We start from the raw sequence: 16,550 nt of genomic DNA on the forward strand, positions 1-16,550 counted from the left end.
GCCGTGTCGATGGGGCATGAGCGCGGGCCCTTCGTGGCTACGCTCCGCTCCCGCCTGCGGGCCTGACGCGCTCATGCCCGCACCTGCTGCCGGTCGGCGGGCTCGGTGCCGTCGGCGCTGTAGTGCCGCAGGAACAGCTCCTCCAGCGTCGGCGGCGCGCTGGTGAGGCTGCGCACCCCGGCATCGCCGAGCAACCGCACGATCGCGCCCAGGTGCTCCCCGTCCACCTGCAACTTCAGGATCGACCCGTCCCGCCGCACATCGGCGACGCCGGGCAGCGCCGCCACGTCACCGGGGTCGCCGGTCAGCTCGGCCGTGATCGAGGTGCGGCTCAGGTGCCGCATGCCGGCCAGCGACCCGGTCTCCACCGTCTTCCCGGCCCGGATGATGGTGACCCGCTCGCACAGCGCCTCCACCTCGGAGAGGATGTGGCTGGAGAGCAGCACCGTGGCACCGCGCGCCCCCGCCTCCCGCACACACTCGCGAAAAACCTGCTCCATCAACGGATCCAGCCCCGAGGTCGGCTCGTCCAGCAGCAGCAGCGGGACGTCGGAGGCGAAGGCCGAGATCAGCGCGACCTTCTGCCGGTTGCCCTTCGAGTACGCGCGCGCCTTCTTGCGCGGATCGAAGTCGAACCGCTCGATCAGCTCCGCGCGGCGCTCGGTATTGATGCCCCCGCGCAGCCGGGCCAGCAGGTCGATGGTCTCGCCGCCGGAGAGCGACGGCCACAGCGTGACGTCGCCCGGCACGTAGGCCAGCTGCCGGTGCAGCGCCACGGCGTCGCGCCACGGGTCGCGGCCGAGCAGCGCGACCTCGCCCGAGGTCGCCCTGAGCAGCCCGAGCAGCACCCGGATGGTGGTCGACTTGCCCGCCCCGTTGGGGCCGAGGAAGCCGTGGATCTCGCCTTCGGCGACGGACAGATCCAGCCCGTCGAGCGCGGCCACGTGGCCGAAGGTCTTGCGCAAGCCCTTGATGTCGATGACTCCGGACATCACTTCTCCTGTGTGAAGGAATCGAGAACGGTGGGATCGGTGAGCAGGCCCCGGGTGTACATCTCCAGCGCCGGGACGGTGAGTTCGGACATGAGGTCGCGCAGCGCCTGCCGATCGTCGAGCTCGGGTTCGCGGGCGCGCCGCATGCGCAGGTACAGCAGGGTGCCGCCCAGATTGAGCAGCATCAGGTAGCGCGCGCGGGCCCGCGGATCGCGGCTCGGTTTGACGATTCCGGCCGCCACCGCCCGCTCGGTGTAGGCGACGGCGTCGTCGACCATGTGGTCGAAGAGCTGGTCGGCCAGCGGCCCGCCGTCCTCCAGGCTGCGCACCAGGTAGGCGAAGAGCGGGGCGTACTCGTCCAGCTCGGCGATGGCGGCGAGCATGCCGCCTGCCAGGTTGTCGCCGCTCAGCACGGTCGCCTTGTGCTCGCGGATGAAGCCGAGCACGTGCTCGTCGCAGGCCCGGCGCAATCCCTCCTTGGAGCCGAAATGGTGGTTGACCAGGCCGGGGGAGACCCCGGCGCGGGCCGCGATGGCCCGGACGCCGACCCCGAAGCCGTTGTGCCCGAACTCGGCGACGGCGGCATCGCGGATTCGGGCCGCGGTGCTGAGGTCGGCGCTCTGTTTGAACACTCGTACAGGATATTGAACGCGCGTTCAAACCACAAGGGTGCTCAGGGGGCGACACGATGTTCGTCACGGTTTGCCCGGCATCCAGCGGGCTATCGTCTGAGATATGGAGAGCGGCACGTCGACGACGACTGAGAACCCGGTGATCACGCACCTGCGCGGTGCTCTGGACGGTCCGTGGGGCGCCGTCCGGGAGGAGGCCAGAGCGGCGCTGGCGGACGACAAGTTCGCCGGTGATCCGACTCTCGACTACCGGGCGGCCCGCGCCCGGGTCCTGGAGCAGATGCGGGAGATCACCAAGCTCGGCATCACCGAGCGCAACTTCCGCAGGGAGAACGGCGGCACCGGCGAGCCGGGCGCAGCCGTGGTCGGCATGGAGATGCTGGCCTACGCCGACCTCTCGCTCTGGGTGAAGTCCGGTGTGCAGTGGGGGCTTTTCGGCGGCGCGGTAGAGAACCTCGGCACCGAGCGGCACCGGGAGTACGTGCGCAGGCTCATCTCGCTCGACCTGCTCGGCTGCTTCGCCATGACCGAGACCGGTCACGGCAGCGACGTGCAGAGCCTGGAGACCACCGCCACCTACGACCCGGCGACGCAGGAGTTCGTGGTGCACTCGCCGACCCCGTCGGCGCGCAAGGACTACATCGGCGGCGCCGCCGAGCACGCGAGCATGGCGGCGGTCTTCGCGCAGCTGATCACCGGCGGCGAGAGCAGGGGCGTGCACTGCTTCCTGGTCCCGATCCGCGACGACGAGGGCAACGACCTGCCCGGCGTCACCACCTCCGACGACGGCCTCAAGGGCGGGCTGCCCGGCGTCGACAACGGCCGGATCGTGTTCGACCAGGTGCGCATCCCGCGGGAGAACCTGCTCAACCGGTACGCCGACGTCGCCCCCGACGGCGCGTACACCTCCGAGATCGAGAACCCGAGCAGGCGCTTCTTCACCACCCTCGGCACCCTGGTGCGCGGCCGGATCAGCGTGGGCGGCGCGGCCGCCGCGGGCGCGCGGGTGGCGCTCAGCATCGCGGTCAAGTACGCGGTGCAGCGCAAGCAGTTCTCCGACCCGGACACCGGGGCGGAGGTCGTGCTCATGGACTACCGGGCGCACCAGCGCAGGCTGCTGCCGCTGATCGCCAAGTCCTACGCGCTCGCCTTCGCGCAGAACGACCTGGTGCGCCGGATGCACCTCATCCAGACCGGCCAGGATCTCGACGCCAGCTCGCAGCGGGCGCTGGAGAAGCGCGCCGCCGGGCTCAAGGTGGCGCAGACCAGGCACGCGACCAGGGCCATCCAGGAGTGCCGCGAGGCCTGCGGCGGCGCCGGCTACCTGACCGAGAACCGGCTGGTGACGCTGAAGGCCGACACCGACGTCTTCACCACCTTCGAGGGCGACAACGTGGTACTCACCCAGCTCGTCGCCAAGGAGCTGCTCACCGCCTACGCCGACGAGGTGCGCGACCTGGACGCGCTCGGCTGGGTGCGGTTCGTCGCCACCACCGCGGGCGACGTCGTGCGCAAGCGCTCCGGCGTGCGCCAGCTCATCCAGACGCTGCGCGACCGCGGCGACGACCCGGTGGACGAGGGCGATCTCTCCCGCCGCTCCACCCAGCTCTCGCTCTTCGCCGACCGCGAGGACTACCTGGTGCGCACCGCCGCGCACCGGCTGCGCGCGCGGGCACAGGAGACCGGCCCCTTCGAGGCGTTCAACAACGCCCAGGACCACATCCTGACCGCGGGCACCGCGCACATCGACCGGCTGATCCTGGAGACGTTCATCGAGGGCATCGCCGACATCGAGGACCCCGACGCCCGCGCCCTCGCCGAAACCGTCTGCGACCTCTTCGTCTTCTCCAGCCTGGAGGAGAACGCGGACTGGTACATCATGCACCGCTTCATGTCCGTGGAGCGGGCCAAGGCGGTGCGCCGCGGCGTGAACGAGCTGGTCGACCGGCTGCGCCCGGACGCCATCACCCTGGTCGACGCCATGGGCGTCCCCGACACCATGCTCCGCGCCGCCCTCCTCAGCGACGCCAGCGTCTACGACCGCAGCCGATAACCCCGTATGGCCGGACCTTTGCCGAAGGTCCGGCCAGTCAGGTGGCGACCGTGAGGACCGCGGTCACGACGAACCAGAGGATCCAGACGAACGCGACGAACATGCCGATGGCGAGGCCGGTGCGCATGACCGCCTGGCCGAAGTCGATGTCGCCGTGCTTGCGCGGATACAGCTTCCAGGGGCTGTACCACGGGGTCTCGACGGCGAGCAGCGGGAGCTTGGTGTCGGTGCCCGCCGCCTGCTCGGCGGCGTACGCCTCGGCCTGCGCCTGGTTCGGCCCGCCGTGCCAGAGCGTGATGTCGATCGGCCCGAGGAACCCCTCGTTGAGCAGCTCCTGCGGGGCGGGCAGGTAGGGCAGGATGCCGAGGCCGCGGAAGGCGACGGCGATGTCGTTCGCGGTCCACAGGTGCTTCTCCTGCACCGCGAGCGTCTGGAAGTAGTGCCGCAGCCGCTCCGGGTCGTCACCGAGGATGACGTCGAAACTCGGGTCGCTCCAGCCCTGTTCGACCGAGACGTCGGCGCCGCGCACCGGCACGATCAACGCCAGCCCGTGCACCACCCGCTGCCCGAGCCCGCGCGCGGAGAGCCAGTCCTGCAGCGCGAAGGTGTGCTCGCGCGAGCGCTCCAGCGGGGTGCGCCGATCCCGCCCCTCCGTGGCGGCCGGCTCGCCGTCGATGGTCCACGGCCCGTTCAGCGGGATGCGGAGCACCCCGTCCTGGCGCGCGGCGAGCGCCTCGGCCTCGATGATCACGCAGCTGGTCGGCGTCCAGATCACCGCGTCCAGCGGGAAGAGCCGATTGGTGTGGAACAGGCTGACATTCAGCGTGGCGACGCCGTGCGGGCTGCGCGGGTCCTTCCAGGTGCGCAACCAGTCGAGCAGGGCGCGTTCGGCATTGCTGCCCCCGGAGTTCTGCATGCGGACGAGCATTCGAGAGAACCGCCCTTCGCGTCGAAAGTGACGTGTTCGAAATTACCGGGGCTCCTCCGCCGCGACAACGCCGGAGCGGATGGCCGCGGTCAGCTCGGCGTGATCGGCCTCGGTGCGGTCGGCGTAGCGGACCGCGAAATTCTCCACGGCGGCGTCGAATTCCGCGTCGTCGCCGAGGTACCCGGCGAGCAGCCGCGGGTCCAGTGAGCGGGTGTGCGCCCTCGCCAGCAGCGCGCCGGCGAGCCTGCCGTAGTCGTCCAGGTCCTGGCTGGTGAGCCCGGCCGGGTCGATGCTGCCCTTCTGGTTGCGGAACTGCCGCACGATGAACGGCAGCTCGGTGCCGGTCCCGTCCGGGTCGAACGAGGTCCAGCCGAGCAGGATGTCGGTGTCGACCTGAACGAGTCTGGCGCCCTGCACGATTCGCTCGCCGTCGTGCGCGGGCGGGGTGCCGGGCAGGAACGGCGCGAGCGAGGAGGGGATGGCCTGCTTCACCTGCAGCACCAGCGATTCGCGGCCGTTGCCGTGCAGCAGCGCCACGTAGGTGCGCAGCCCGACGCTGCCGGTGCCGACGATCCGGAGCGCCACGTCGGAGAGCGCGAACCGGGAGAGCAGCGTGCGCCGCGATTCGCGCAGCGAGGCGCCGTACCGCTCCAGCCCGCCGAGCACCGCCGCGCGCACGCTCTCCTCGACCCGGGTGAGCAGTGGCGGATCGCTGACGAAGCGGTGCCTGCGCAGCCCCTCGCCGTGCTCGTCGCTCTCCTCCACCCACTTGGCGACCACCTTGGCGCTGGTGTTCTTGCGCGCCTTCTTCGCGGCCTTCTCGAAGTCGTCGATGAGCCCGTGCGCCTGCGCCCGCTCCAGCACCGACTCGTCCGGCAGCGCGCACCAGGACTGCATGAACGGCAGCTCGGCCAGCTCGGCGGTGGCCATCCGGTAGGAGCGCGCGGCGTCGCGGGCCGCGGTGCGGCAGTCGTCCTCGCTCGCCCCCGCCACCCGCCCGGCCAGCACCAGGCTGGCGGCGAGCCGCTCCAGATCCCACTCCCACGGGCCGGCCACGGTCTCGTCGAAGTCGTTGATGTCCATGATGATCTCGCCGGAGGCGCTGCCGTAGAGCCCGAAGTTGGCGGCGTGCGCGTCGCCGCAGAGCTGCGCGGTGAGCCCGCTGTCCGGCCCGCCGGCCAGATCGGCGGCCATCAGCCCGGCGGCGCCGCGGTAGAAGCTGAACGGCGATGCCGCCATCCGCCCCATCCGCAGCGGGATCAGCTGGGGCAGCCGGCCGCGGTTGCCCGCGGCGATGAAATCGAGCACCGCGGGGCGGTGCGCGCCCTCGGCCGCCCGGTCCCGCGCGCCGAGCGGAGTGCGTTGTCGCAGCGCGCGGCCGCGCTCGCGCATCTCCGCGGCGGGGGAGTATGTGCGCAGGTCGAGCAGCTCATCGGACACGAAGGAATACGCTAGCCGGTTGCCGGGCATCCGGCGGGGCACCGCGCGATGCTCGCCCGGAACGTCCGGTTCGAGCCGCGGCACCGAGATGATCTTCAGCACATTCCCTCGACGCGGCGGCGCGGAAACACCGGCCCGGCCGTGGCGCGGCGGCGGTGCGTGCGGTAAGCACGGGGCGTGACGAGCGACCGGATCCTCACCGTGCCCAACGTGCTGAGTGTGCTGCGCCTGGTCGGCGTCCCGGTATTCCTCTGGCTGCTGCTGGTGCGGCGCGCCGACGGCTGGGCCTTCGCGCTGCTGATCGCCAGCGCCTTCACCGACTTCCTGGACGGCAAGCTGGCCCGGCTGCTCGACCAGTCCTCGAAGCTCGGCGCGCTGCTCGACCCGTTCGTCGACCGGCTCTTCCTGGTCACCACGCTGGCCGCCTTCGTGCTGCGCGACCTGCTTCCGCTCTGGGTGGCGCTGATCCTGGTCGGCCGCGATCTGATCCTGACCGCGACGCTGCCGATCTACCGGCGCCGCGAGCTGCCCCCGCCCGAGGTGATCTACCTGGGCAAGGCCGCCACCTTCGCGCTCATGTCGGCGCTGCCCTGGCTGCTCGCGGGGGAGATGGACTGGCCCGCCGACGGTTTCGGACGGGCCTTCGGCGGGGCCCTGTTGATCTGGGGCACGGCCGTGTACGTCTGGACCGGCCTGCTCTACCTCGGTAAGGCCGTCGCGGTGGCGCGGGCGATCCCGCCGGTCGCCGGTGCCGGTCCTCGCATAGAGTTGCCCCGACGTTCACGACGAAAGGACGGCCCGTGACCCTGACTCCGGAGGACCTGCGGTACACCGAGGAGCACGAGTGGGTGCGCAGGGTCGGCCCGGCGCGGGTCCGGGTCGGCATCACCGACTACGCCCAGTCACAACTGGGTGACGTCGTGTTCGTGCAGTTGCCCGAGGTCGACAAGGAGGTCGCCGCGGGCGACGGCATCGCGGAGGTGGAGTCGACCAAGAGCGTCTCCGACATCTACGCCCCGCTGGCCGCGAGAATCGTTGCGGTGAACGCGGATCTGGGGTCGGCGCCGGAGGCGCTGAACAGCGACCCGTACGACGCCGGGTGGCTCTTCGAGCTGGAGGTCGCCGATGCGGACGGCCTCGGGAAAACGCTCGACGAACTGCTCGACGCGGAGGGTTACCGAGGAGTTATCGGGGGCTGATCCGGCCTTCCCGGTTCTCCCTGCACAGCGACACCCTGGCAGGGTACGGTCGATGCCAACGCCATCGGCCGTCGCCGAATGCGGAATCCGGCGTAGCGACACGCTCGTGTCGGACATGGCTTCACCTGCTTGCATGGATAATCAGGTTCGAGGAGGAGAGAAACGGTGAGCGAGAACAATGACCCGGGTTACGGGGAGAGCGCGGCCGAGACCACGTCGGTCTTCCGCGCGGATTTCCTGAACGAGGTCGACGCGTCGCGCTCCGCAGAGCCGACCGGCGAACAGCCGGTGCAGGGGGTCGAGGGGCTGCCCGTCGGGGCCGCCCTCCTGGTCGTCAAGCGGGGTCCGAACGCGGGGTCGCGGTTCCTGCTGGACCAGCCGACCACGTCGGCCGGCCGCCATCCGGACAGTGACATCTTTCTCGACGACGTCACCGTGAGCCGCAGGCACGCCGAGTTCCGGCAGGACGACGACTCCTTCCAGGTGGTCGACGTCGGCAGCCTCAACGGCACCTACGTCAACCGGGAGCCGGTCGACTCCTCGGAGCTGCAGAACGGCGACGAGGTCCAGATCGGCAAGTTCCGGCTGGTCTTCCTCACCGGGCCGCGCGCCTCGGTGAGCGAGTCGTCGACGGGCGCGGGCAGCCTGTGAGCCCGGCGGCGCCGGGGCAGGGCGGTGGTGCACCGCCCTGCCTCCGGCGCCGCACACGGTTCCGGACGGAGAGGGACGGATCGCGGTGACCGGGGCGGCGCAGTGGGCACGCGGGGGGATGTCGATCGGCTCCGTGCTGGATCTGCTGCGCCCCGATTTCCCGGACATCACCATCTCCAAGATCCGCTTCCTGGAATCCGAGGGGCTCATCCGCCCCGAACGCACGCCGTCCGGGTACCGCCGCTTCTCGGTGGCGGACTGTGAACGGCTGCGCTTCGTGCTCACCGCGCAGCGGGACCAGTACCTCCCGCTCAAGGTGATCAAGGAGCAGCTGGAGGCGATCGACAGCGGCGCCGCGACGCTCGGCGTGCGGGAAGCGCGCGCGCGGGCCGCGGTGCCGGAGCGTCCGGCCGATCGCGCGCCGCGCGGTCCGGCGAGCGTGCCGCCGCCGCGCCGGCTCGGTATCGTTCCGGGGGAGATCAGCGCGGACGAGCTGCGAGTGGACCACGAGATCCGGGTGACGAGGGCCGACCTGTGCGCCCAGGCCGAGATCACCGATGCCTTCCTCAACGACCTGATCCGCGCCGGGCTGATCACGCCGGGCGCGGCGGGCTTCTTCGACGGCGACGCCGTCATCCTGGCGCGGGTCGCGCGCGCCATGGCCGAGTTCGGGCTGGAGGCCAGGCACCTGCGCGCCTTCAAGCTGGCCGCCGATCGGGAGGCCGCGCTGGTGGCCCAGATCGTCGCGCCGATCGCCAAGAGCAGGGACGCGGGCGCCAGGGCGCGCGCCGACGAGACCGTGCGCGAACTGGCCGCGCTCTCGCTCACCCTGCACGCCTGCCTGGTGAAAGCCGGCGTGCGCGCGCTCGGCAGCTGACCCTCCCCGCGGAACCCCGGTCTTGCTGGGGCAACGCTCTTCCGGCGCGCCGCGCGCCGGATCCGGGCCATCGCGGTGCCGCTCGGAATTCGCTTAGACTCGTGGTGCGGCGAGCTCCGCGGCGTCATGCCGGTTGGCCGGCGAGGTATGGGAGGCAGTGCGATGAGCGAAATGCGCGTGATCGGCATCCGTGTGGAGCAGCCACAGAACCAGCCCGTGCTGCTGCTCCGCGAGGTCTCCGGTGACCGGTACCTGCCGATCTGGATCGGGCAGGCCGAGGCCACCGCGATCGTGCTGGAGCAGGAGGGCGTGACGCCGATCCGGCCGCTCACCCACGACCTGATCAAGCTCATCGTCTCCGGGCTCGGGCACACCCTCAAGGAGGTCCGCATCGTGGACCTGCAGGAGGGCACCTTCTACGCCGACCTGGTGTTCGACAACGACAAGCGGATCTCGGCCCGCCCCTCGGACTCGGTGGCGATCGCGCTGCGCGTCGGCTGCCCGATCTACGCCGAGGAGCCGGTGCTGGAGGAGGCCGGGCTGGTGATGCCGGACGAGCGCGAGGACGAAGTCGAGAAATTCAAGGAATTCCTGGAGTCGGTTTCGCCCGATGATTTCAAGGCCACCGACAGCTGAGCCGGAAAATGTCTTGACCTGAGGTACAGGTCGAGACATTGACCGCGCGTCGCGTTTGGTTCGATGATGCCCTTCCACCGAGAATCAGGAAGAGTAATCTCGAAAGTTGGATCGGGACCCCCAGGTGCGGGGGACCGGTGGTGACAAAGCCGGACGGTGACCGAAGCCGTGAGGTGAGTGCGGCTCGGTGCCGGAGTGCATCGGGTGCGCCGGTCGGGTGCGGCGTCGCGTAGCAAGGGAGTGGTCAGTGGCAGAGGAATCGCAGGACGCAGTACAGCCAGGCCTGTTTCCCGACGACACGGTGCCCGACGAGCTCGTCGGTTATCGCGTGCCCAGCGCCTGCCAGGTGGCCGGCATCACCTATCGACAGCTCGATTACTGGGCCAGAACCGGCCTGGTGGTGCCGTCCGTCCGCGGTGCGGCGGGCTCGGGAAGTCAGCGTCTCTATTCGTTCAAGGACATCCTGGTCCTGAAGATCGTGAAACGACTGCTCGACGCCGGTATTTCCTTACAGAACATCCGGATCGCGGTCGATCATCTGCGCAGCAGGGGTGTGCGGGATCTGGCCGGGATCACGTTGTTCTCGGACGGGACGTCGGTCTACGAATGCACGTCGGCCGAGGAGGTCGTCGATTTACTGCAGGGCGGGCAGGGCGTCTTCGGAATCGCGGTGAGCGGCGCCATGCGGGAGCTCTCCGGCGTGATCGCCAACTTCCCGGCGGAGCGGGCCACCTCGGCCACCGACCGCCCGGAGGACGAGCTGGCGTACCGGCGCAAGGCGAAATTGAACCGCAAGACCGGCTGATCCGCGGGGGACGCGCGGCGCCGGCCCGGGCGGGCCGGCCGGTGCCGTGTCGGCGGGTGGTGCGTCGGCGGGTGGTGCGTCGGCAGGCGGTGCGGATCGGCAGGACAGAGGGGGGACGTGAGCCAGGGGGACGTGATGGGGGTGGCCGAGGTCGTCGGCCGGATCGGCGTGATCGACGCCTTCCCCACGGTGGACGAGCTGTACGCCTTCGCCGACCGGCTGGCCGCCGCGCACCCGAGCCGGGTCCGGATCAGCGAGCTCGGCCGCTCCCGCGGCGGTGACCCGATCCGCGCGGTCCGCGTGGGGTCGGGCGGGCACAACATCCTGGTCTTCGGCAATCCGCACCCGAACGAGCCGATCGGCCTCGCCACCATCAGGCACCTGCTCGGCAGGCTGGCCGCGCCCGAGTCCGACTGCCTCGGCGCCACCTGGCACTTCGTGCTCTGCGTCGACCCGGACGGCACCCGGCTGAACGAGGAGTGGTACGCCGGGCCGCTCACCCGCACCGCGGTCGCCAGGCACTTCTACCGCCCGCCCGCCGCCGAGCAGCCCGAGTGGTGCTTCCCGACCACCTGGCGCGGCACCGCGGTCGGGGTGCCGCTGCCGGAGACCGAGGCGCTGATGGCGCTCATCGACCGCACCGAGCCCGCGCTCATCGCCTCGCTGCACAACGCCGAGTTCGGCGGCGGTTTCTTCTACACCACCGGCGGCGACCCGGGCTACTGGTCGGCGCTCACCGCGCTGCTCGACGCCGCCGGGCTGCCGCTGCACCGGGGCGAGCCGGACTCGCCGGGGGCGCGGGTGTGGGCGCCAGGCGTCTTCGAGCTGCCGCCCTTCGGGCAGATGGCCGATGTCCTCGCCGCCGCGGGCGTGGAGCCGGTGGCGGCGCTCGGCGGCGGGGGCAGCCGCGACTACTCGGCCCGGTTCGGCTCCGCGCTGCTGGTCAGCGAGTTGCCGCTGTGGATCGACCCGCGGGTCACCGACCGCACCCCCGGCGACCGCTCGCTGGCCGCGGTACTCGCCGCCACCGCCGCCGACTACCGGGAGACCGCCACCGTCGTCGCCGCGGTGCTGCACCGGCTGGAGGGGGAGCTGAGCGGGCGCAGCCCGTTCGAGCGGGCGGTGCGCGCGGTGCTCGGCAACATCCCCGGGCTGGCCGCGGCCAAGGAGGCGCTCGGCCGCGAGCGGCCGGCCACGCTCGGCGAGATCTTCGTGGAGAAGTACGTCTGGACCGGCATGCTCCGGCTGCGGGTCGGCGGCATGCTCAGCAGGTTGCTGGCCGCCGAGGCCGGGCGCTCGCCGCTGGTCGCGGCCGAGCGGGACCGGTTCGCCGAGGTCTTCGCACAGTGGTGCGCGGCGATCGACACCTCCGCGCCGGGGTGCCGGGTGCCGATCGACCGGCTGGTCGCGGTGCAGGCGGCGGCCGTCGTGCTCGCCGCGGGCAGGGTCCGGGCCGGTCTGCCGGTCTGACGTCGAGCGTGACGAGCGCTACACCCCGGCCCGGCGGAGCCGCCGGTGACCGCGCGGCGGCTTAGAATGGCGGGGCGTCGTCGCCGTGCGGGAGAGTTCCGGACCGACGAGGTCCGGGCGCCGAAGGAGCAGCACCTCCCCGTCAATCTCTCAGGCACCAGGGACCGTGCGGTCACCGACGCCTCTGGAAAGCGGTGGCCGCGCGCCGCCCGCCCATGGGGAAAGGGGCCGGACCCGGCCACCGAATCTCTCAGGCACCACGACAGAGGGGGAGGGCCCACCGCCCGACCCCTGGAGTTGCCGTGACCCGTTCCTTCGCCGACCGCCACATCGGCCCCGACGCGGCCGAGGTCGCCCGGCTGCTCGAAGTCACCGGCGTCGACACGCTGGACGCCCTCGCCACCGCCGCGCTGCCCGCCGACATCCTGGACGGCGGCGGCCTCGACGCGCTGCCGCCCGCCGCGAGTGAACACGAGGTGCTGGCCGAGCTCGCCGAGCTGGCCGCCGCGAACACCGTCGCCACCTCGATGATCGGGCTCGGTTACCACGACACCCTGACCCCGCCGGTACTGCTCCGCAACCTGCTGGAGAACCCGGCCTGGTACACCGCCTACACCCCCTACCAGCCGGAGATCAGCCAGGGCAGGCTGGAGGCGCTGCTCAACTTCCAGACCATGGTCTGCGACCTGACCGGCATGGAGGTCGCCGGAGCCTCCATGCTGGACGAGGCCACCGCCGCCGCCGAGGCCATGACGCTGCTGCACCGCGCGAGCAAGTCGAAGAGCAACCGCCTGCTGGTGGACGCCGACGTCTTCCCGCAGACCCGCACGATCCTCGCGACCAGGGCCGAGCCGCTCGGATTCGAGATCGTGACCACCGACCTCGCCGGCGGCGAACTCCCGGACGGCGACTTCTTCGGCGCGCTCGTGCAGACACCGGGCGCCTCCGGCCGGATCGTCGACTGGACCGCGCTGATCACCGCCGCGCACGAGCGCGGCGCGCTGGTCGCGGCCGGGGCCGACCTGCTGGCCGCGACCCTGGTGACCCCGCCCGGCGAGCAGGGCGCCGACGTCTGCTTCGGCACCACCCAGCGCTTCGGGGTGCCGATGGGCTTCGGCGGGCCACACGCCGGCTACCTCGCGGTGCGCACCGCGCACGCCAGGCAGCTGCCGGGCAGGCTGGTCGGGGTCTCGGTGGACGCCGACGGCGCCCCCGCCTACCGGCTGGCGCTGCAGACCCGCGAGCAGCACATCCGCCGCGAGCGCGCCACCTCCAACATCTGCACCGCGCAGGTGCTGCTCGCCATCGTCGCCGCCATGTACGCGAGCTACCACGGCGCCGACGGGCTGCGCGCCATCGCCCGGCGGGTGCACGGCCACGCCGCCGCGCTCGCCGCCGGGCTCGGCGCGGCCGTCGTGCACGGCAGCTTCTTCGACACCGTGCTCGCGCACGTCCCCGGCGGCGCCGACGCGGTGCTGGACAAGGCGCGCTCGCGCGGGATCAACCTGCGCCGGGTCGACGCCGACCACGTCGCCGTCGCCTGCGACGAGGCCACCACCGCCGCGCACGTCGCCGCGGTGCTCGAATCCTTCGGCGCCACCGCCGAATCCGGCGGCGAGCCGGTCGGCATCGAGACCCGGACTTCGCCGTACCTGACCCACCCGGCCTTCACCCGCTACCGCACCGAGACCGCCATGCTGCGCTACCTGCGCGGGCTCTCGGACAAGGACATCGCGCTGGACCGCAGCATGATCCCGCTCGGCTCCTGCACCATGAAGCTCAACGCCACCGCCGAGATGGAGCCGATCACCTGGCCCGGCTTCGCCCGGCTGCACCCCTACGCCCCCGTCGCCGACGCGGCCGGGACGCTGCGGCTGATCGCCGACCTGGAGGGCTGGCTCTGCGCCATCACCGGCTACGACGCGGTGAGCCTGCAGCCCAACGCGGGCAGCCAGGGCGAGTACGCCGGGCTGCTCGCCATCCGCCGCTACCACCTGGACCGCGGCGACCCGCACCGGGACACCTGCCTCATCCCGTCCAGCGCGCACGGCACCAACGCCGCATCGGCGGCCATGGCCGGGCTGCGGGTCGAGGTGGTGCGCTGCCGGGAGAACGGCGACGTCGACCTGGACGACCTGCGCGCCAAGATCGGCGACCACGCCGAGCGGCTGGCCTGCATCATGATCACCTACCCCTCCACGCACGGCGTCTACGAGCACGAGGTCGCCGAGCTGTGCGCGCTGGTGCACGACGCGGGCGGGCAGGTCTACGTGGACGGCGCCAACCTGAACGCCCTGGTCGGGCTGGCCCGGCCGGGCCGCTTCGGCGGCGATGTCAGCCACCTGAACCTGCACAAGACCTTCTGCATCCCGCACGGCGGCGGCGGGCCGGGCGTCGGCCCGGTGGCGGTGCGCTCGCACCTCGCCGCGTACCTGCCCGGCGACCCGCTGGCGGCCGGGTCGCACGCGGTCTCCGCCGCGCACTACGGCTCGGCATCGATCCTGCCGATCACCTGGGCCTACATCCGGATGATGGGCGCCGACGGGCTGCGCCGCGCCACGCTCACCGCGATCGCCTCGGCGAACTACATCGCCCGGCGGCTGGACGAGCACTTCCCGGTGCTCTACACCGGCGAGCACGGCATGGTCGCGCACGAGTGCATCCTCGACCTGCGCGCGCTCACCAAGCGCACCGGCGTCACCGTCGACGACGTCGCGAAGCGCCTGGCCGATTACGGTTTCCACGCGCCGACCATGAGTTTCCCGGTGGCCGGGACGCTCATGGTCGAGCCGACCGAGAGCGAGAACCTGGCCGAGCTGGACGAGTTCTGCGACGCCATGATCGCCATCCGCGCCGAGATCGACCAGGTCGGCGCCGGGGTCTGGCCCGCCGACGACAACCCGCTGCGCGGCGCCCCGCACACTGCCGCTTCGCTGGTGGCGGAGTGGACGCACCCGTACTCCCGCGAGGTCGCGGTGTACCCGCGCGGGGTCGCGCACCCCCGCGCCAAGGTGTGGCCGCCGGTCCGCCGCATCGACGGCGCCTTCGGCGACCGCAACCTGGTCTGCTCCTGCCCGCCGGTCGAGGCGTACGCGGAGTGATCGCCCTCGCCGCCCGCGCTGGAATCCGGGGCGCCGGTGCGGGTCAGGGGTTGGTGAGCGCCTGCACGACGGCGGTGCCGAACTTGAGGTCGTTCGTGGAGGGGACGGTGGCGTAGGTGCCGCCGGTGTTCGCGGCCAGGGTGCGCAGCGTGTCGCCGTCGCCGGTGCCGATGACGACCACGTCGATCCGCACCGGCGCCGCCCCGCCCGCCTCGGCGATCCGGGAGAGCAGCTGCGCGCCGGTGATCGCGGAGTCGTCGTCCGGGCCGTCGGTGATCAGCAGGATCGAGTTGGTGCGGCCGGCGGCCGGCTTTCCCGCCACCTCCTGGTAGGCGGCGAGCACGGTCGGGTACGCCTGATCGGTCTTGGTCTCGGACGGCTTGACCGCGCCGAGCGCGGTGTCCAGGCTGCTGCGCTGGGTGTCGGTGAGCGCGGCGGTCGGGGTCTGCACCTGGTACGGCTTGCTGCCGTCCAGGTTCTTGCCGAAGGTCCAGACGCCGAGCCCGAAGTCCGGCGGCAGCGTGGTGAGCGACGAGCGCAGCGCGGCCAGCGCGTTCGCCAGCCGGGTCATCGTGCCCTCCCTGGTGCCCATGGAGGACGAGACGTCGAGCAGCACCGTCGTGCTCACGCCGAGCACCGGGTTCTCGAGGGTCTGCCGCACGGCGTCGAGCGTGGCCCGGTCCGGCGCGGGCGCGGCCATGGGCGCGGTGAACCCGGCCTGGGCGAGCAGCACGGACTGCGCGGGGGCGCGCAGGTAGTCGGTGAAGAGCCCGGCGATCAGGTTCTCGGTCTCGTCCACCCAGGCGCCGGTCATCAGCGCGGCCGGGTAGTCGGCCAGCGGCGCGGCCCCGATCGGCCGGTAGACCGCGGCCCCCGCCTGGGCCTTGACCTGCTGCTCGGTCGCGGCGACGGCGTGCACCGGCGCGTCCGGGTTCTCGGCGGCGGCCTGGACGAGCGCGGTCAGCGGGTCGGCGGACTGCGGCGCGTCGGCGGCGAGCACCGAGATGGCGGAGACCACCTGACCGGTCTTCGCGGCCTCGACGGTGAGCGGGTCGACGCCGGAGAGCGAGGAGCCGACGGCGACCGCCGCCGCGGTCGCGGTGTCGCCCGCGGGCAGCGCCATGCGCAGCCCGCCCCAGCCGCTCAGCCCGATCTCGCTCAGCGACCCCTGCTGCAGCCGGGGCAGATCCGACCAGGCAGCCTTGGCCTGGTCGAGCGCGGCGCGCAGCGGCTCGGAAACGGCGAGCACGATGGCGCTGGTCGCCACCGAGGTGGGGTTGCCCTCGATCAATCCAGGCACCCGGACCGCCTCGACCGAGCGGGTGGAGTCCGGGATCCAGAGCGCGGGCTGCGCCCCGAGCGGCGAGGTCCAGGTGCCCGCGGCGAGCGCGGCGGCCACGTCGGCGGAGGCGCGCGCCGTCACGTGCACCTCGGCGCAGTGGTCGCGCACCCGCGGCGCGGTGGCGTTGTATCGGTCGGCGACGGCGCGGACCGGGTCGGCCAGCACCGGGTCGACCGTCACGTCCAGCGTGGCGGTGCCCTCCACGCACTCCGCGGCGGCGGCGGTGTCGCGGCTGTCACCGCTTTCGCGCAGCTGGAGGTAGCCGACGACCGCCGCGATCAGCACCACCACCGCCACGATCACGGCGATGACGCCCGCGCTGACGCCCCGCGAACCGGATTCGCTGCTGCGATGAGTTCCCACGGAGCGGGAGTCTATGTGGCGGACAGGGGTGCGCGCCGCCGCCGGTGTTCCGGCGGCGGCG

The 16,550-nt window shown here is 72.1% G+C and carries 14 protein-coding genes and 1 riboswitch; of the genes, 9 read left to right on the top strand and 5 right to left on the bottom strand.

All coding sequences use genetic code 11. The features are described from left to right. Positions 1-71: 71 nt before the first annotated feature. Together LTT61_RS31075 and LTT61_RS31080 are read right to left on the bottom strand one after the other, a co-directional pair. Complete coding sequence (locus LTT61_RS31075) at positions 72-992, bottom strand: ABC transporter ATP-binding protein (protein ID WP_233017564.1); 921 nt, start codon at positions 990-992, stop codon at positions 72-74. After that, entirely contained in the window at positions 992-1,624 is a 633-nt protein-coding gene (locus LTT61_RS31080; RefSeq protein WP_233017565.1) for a TetR/AcrR family transcriptional regulator, read from the bottom strand. The genes LTT61_RS31075 and LTT61_RS31080 overlap by 1 nt, the downstream gene beginning before the upstream one ends. Positions 1,625-1,727: 103 nt before the next feature. On the opposite strand from LTT61_RS31080, the gene LTT61_RS31085 reads away from it, so the two are divergent. Continuing rightward, the gene (locus tag LTT61_RS31085) at positions 1,728-3,677 is read left to right on the top strand and encodes an acyl-CoA dehydrogenase (protein WP_233017566.1); all 1,950 of its coding nucleotides are present in this window, start codon (positions 1,728-1,730) and stop codon (positions 3,675-3,677) included. A 37-nt stretch (positions 3,678-3,714) separates the two neighbouring features. Here the strand turns inward: LTT61_RS31085 and LTT61_RS31090 are convergent, their stop codons facing one another. Both LTT61_RS31090 and LTT61_RS31095 read right to left on the bottom strand, forming a co-directional pair. Continuing rightward, positions 3,715-4,593: a nuclease-related domain-containing protein gene (locus LTT61_RS31090; protein ID WP_233017567.1), complete on the bottom strand. Its 879-nt coding sequence runs from the start codon at positions 4,591-4,593 to the stop codon at positions 3,715-3,717. A 54-nt stretch (positions 4,594-4,647) separates the two neighbouring features. Beyond that, positions 4,648-5,997 carry a DUF2252 domain-containing protein gene (locus LTT61_RS31095; RefSeq protein WP_233021264.1) on the bottom strand — a complete coding sequence of 450 codons (1,350 nt, stop codon included), beginning with the start codon at positions 5,995-5,997 and terminating at the stop codon, positions 4,648-4,650. Between the two features lie 225 nt (positions 5,998-6,222). Between LTT61_RS31095 and LTT61_RS31100 the strand changes: the two genes are divergently transcribed. From LTT61_RS31100 to gcvP, 8 genes are all read left to right on the top strand, one after another. Then, the gene (locus tag LTT61_RS31100) at positions 6,223-6,849 is read left to right on the top strand and encodes a CDP-alcohol phosphatidyltransferase family protein (RefSeq protein ID WP_233017568.1); all 627 of its coding nucleotides are present in this window, start codon (positions 6,223-6,225) and stop codon (positions 6,847-6,849) included. Beyond that, a complete protein-coding gene (gene gcvH / locus LTT61_RS31105) occupies positions 6,846-7,244 on the top strand; it encodes a glycine cleavage system protein GcvH (RefSeq protein ID WP_233017569.1) in 399 nt (132 codons plus the stop codon). Before LTT61_RS31100 ends, gcvH begins: the two co-directional genes overlap by 4 nt. Positions 7,245-7,409: 165 nt before the next feature. Beyond that, positions 7,410-7,895, top strand: coding sequence for a glycogen accumulation regulator GarA (garA, locus tag LTT61_RS31110; RefSeq protein WP_233017570.1), 486 nt, complete (start codon positions 7,410-7,412; stop codon positions 7,893-7,895). 118 nt (positions 7,896-8,013) lie between these two features. After that, positions 8,014-8,772, top strand: a complete 759-nt coding sequence (locus LTT61_RS31115; protein WP_233021265.1) for a MerR family transcriptional regulator — start codon at positions 8,014-8,016, stop codon at positions 8,770-8,772. A gap of 162 nt (positions 8,773-8,934) precedes the next feature. Then, entirely contained in the window at positions 8,935-9,408 is a 474-nt protein-coding gene (locus tag LTT61_RS31120; RefSeq protein WP_233017571.1) for a bifunctional nuclease family protein, read from the top strand. A gap of 247 nt (positions 9,409-9,655) precedes the next feature. Then, positions 9,656-10,213 carry a MerR family transcriptional regulator gene (locus LTT61_RS31125; protein WP_269821826.1) on the top strand — a complete coding sequence of 186 codons (558 nt, stop codon included), beginning with the start codon at positions 9,656-9,658 and terminating at the stop codon, positions 10,211-10,213. A 117-nt stretch (positions 10,214-10,330) separates the two neighbouring features. Beyond that, positions 10,331-11,683 carry a M14 family zinc carboxypeptidase gene (locus LTT61_RS31130; RefSeq protein WP_233017572.1) on the top strand — a complete coding sequence of 451 codons (1,353 nt, stop codon included), beginning with the start codon at positions 10,331-10,333 and terminating at the stop codon, positions 11,681-11,683. 78 nt (positions 11,684-11,761) lie between these two features. After that, positions 11,762-11,860, top strand: a riboswitch (glycine riboswitch). 125 nt (positions 11,861-11,985) lie between these two features. Then, complete coding sequence (gene gcvP / locus LTT61_RS31135) at positions 11,986-14,784, top strand: aminomethyl-transferring glycine dehydrogenase (RefSeq protein ID WP_233017573.1); 2,799 nt, start codon at positions 11,986-11,988, stop codon at positions 14,782-14,784. A 43-nt stretch (positions 14,785-14,827) separates the two neighbouring features. On the opposite strand, the gene LTT61_RS31140 is transcribed toward gcvP, so the two are convergent. Next, positions 14,828-16,489 (bottom strand): VWA domain-containing protein, encoded by a 1,662-nt coding sequence (locus tag LTT61_RS31140; protein ID WP_233017574.1) that lies wholly within the window; start codon positions 16,487-16,489, stop codon positions 14,828-14,830. Between the last annotated feature and the right edge of the window lie 61 nt (positions 16,490-16,550).

Source organism: Nocardia asteroides, assembly GCF_021183625.1.
Lineage (GTDB): Bacteria > Actinomycetota > Actinomycetes > Mycobacteriales > Mycobacteriaceae > Nocardia > Nocardia asteroides_A.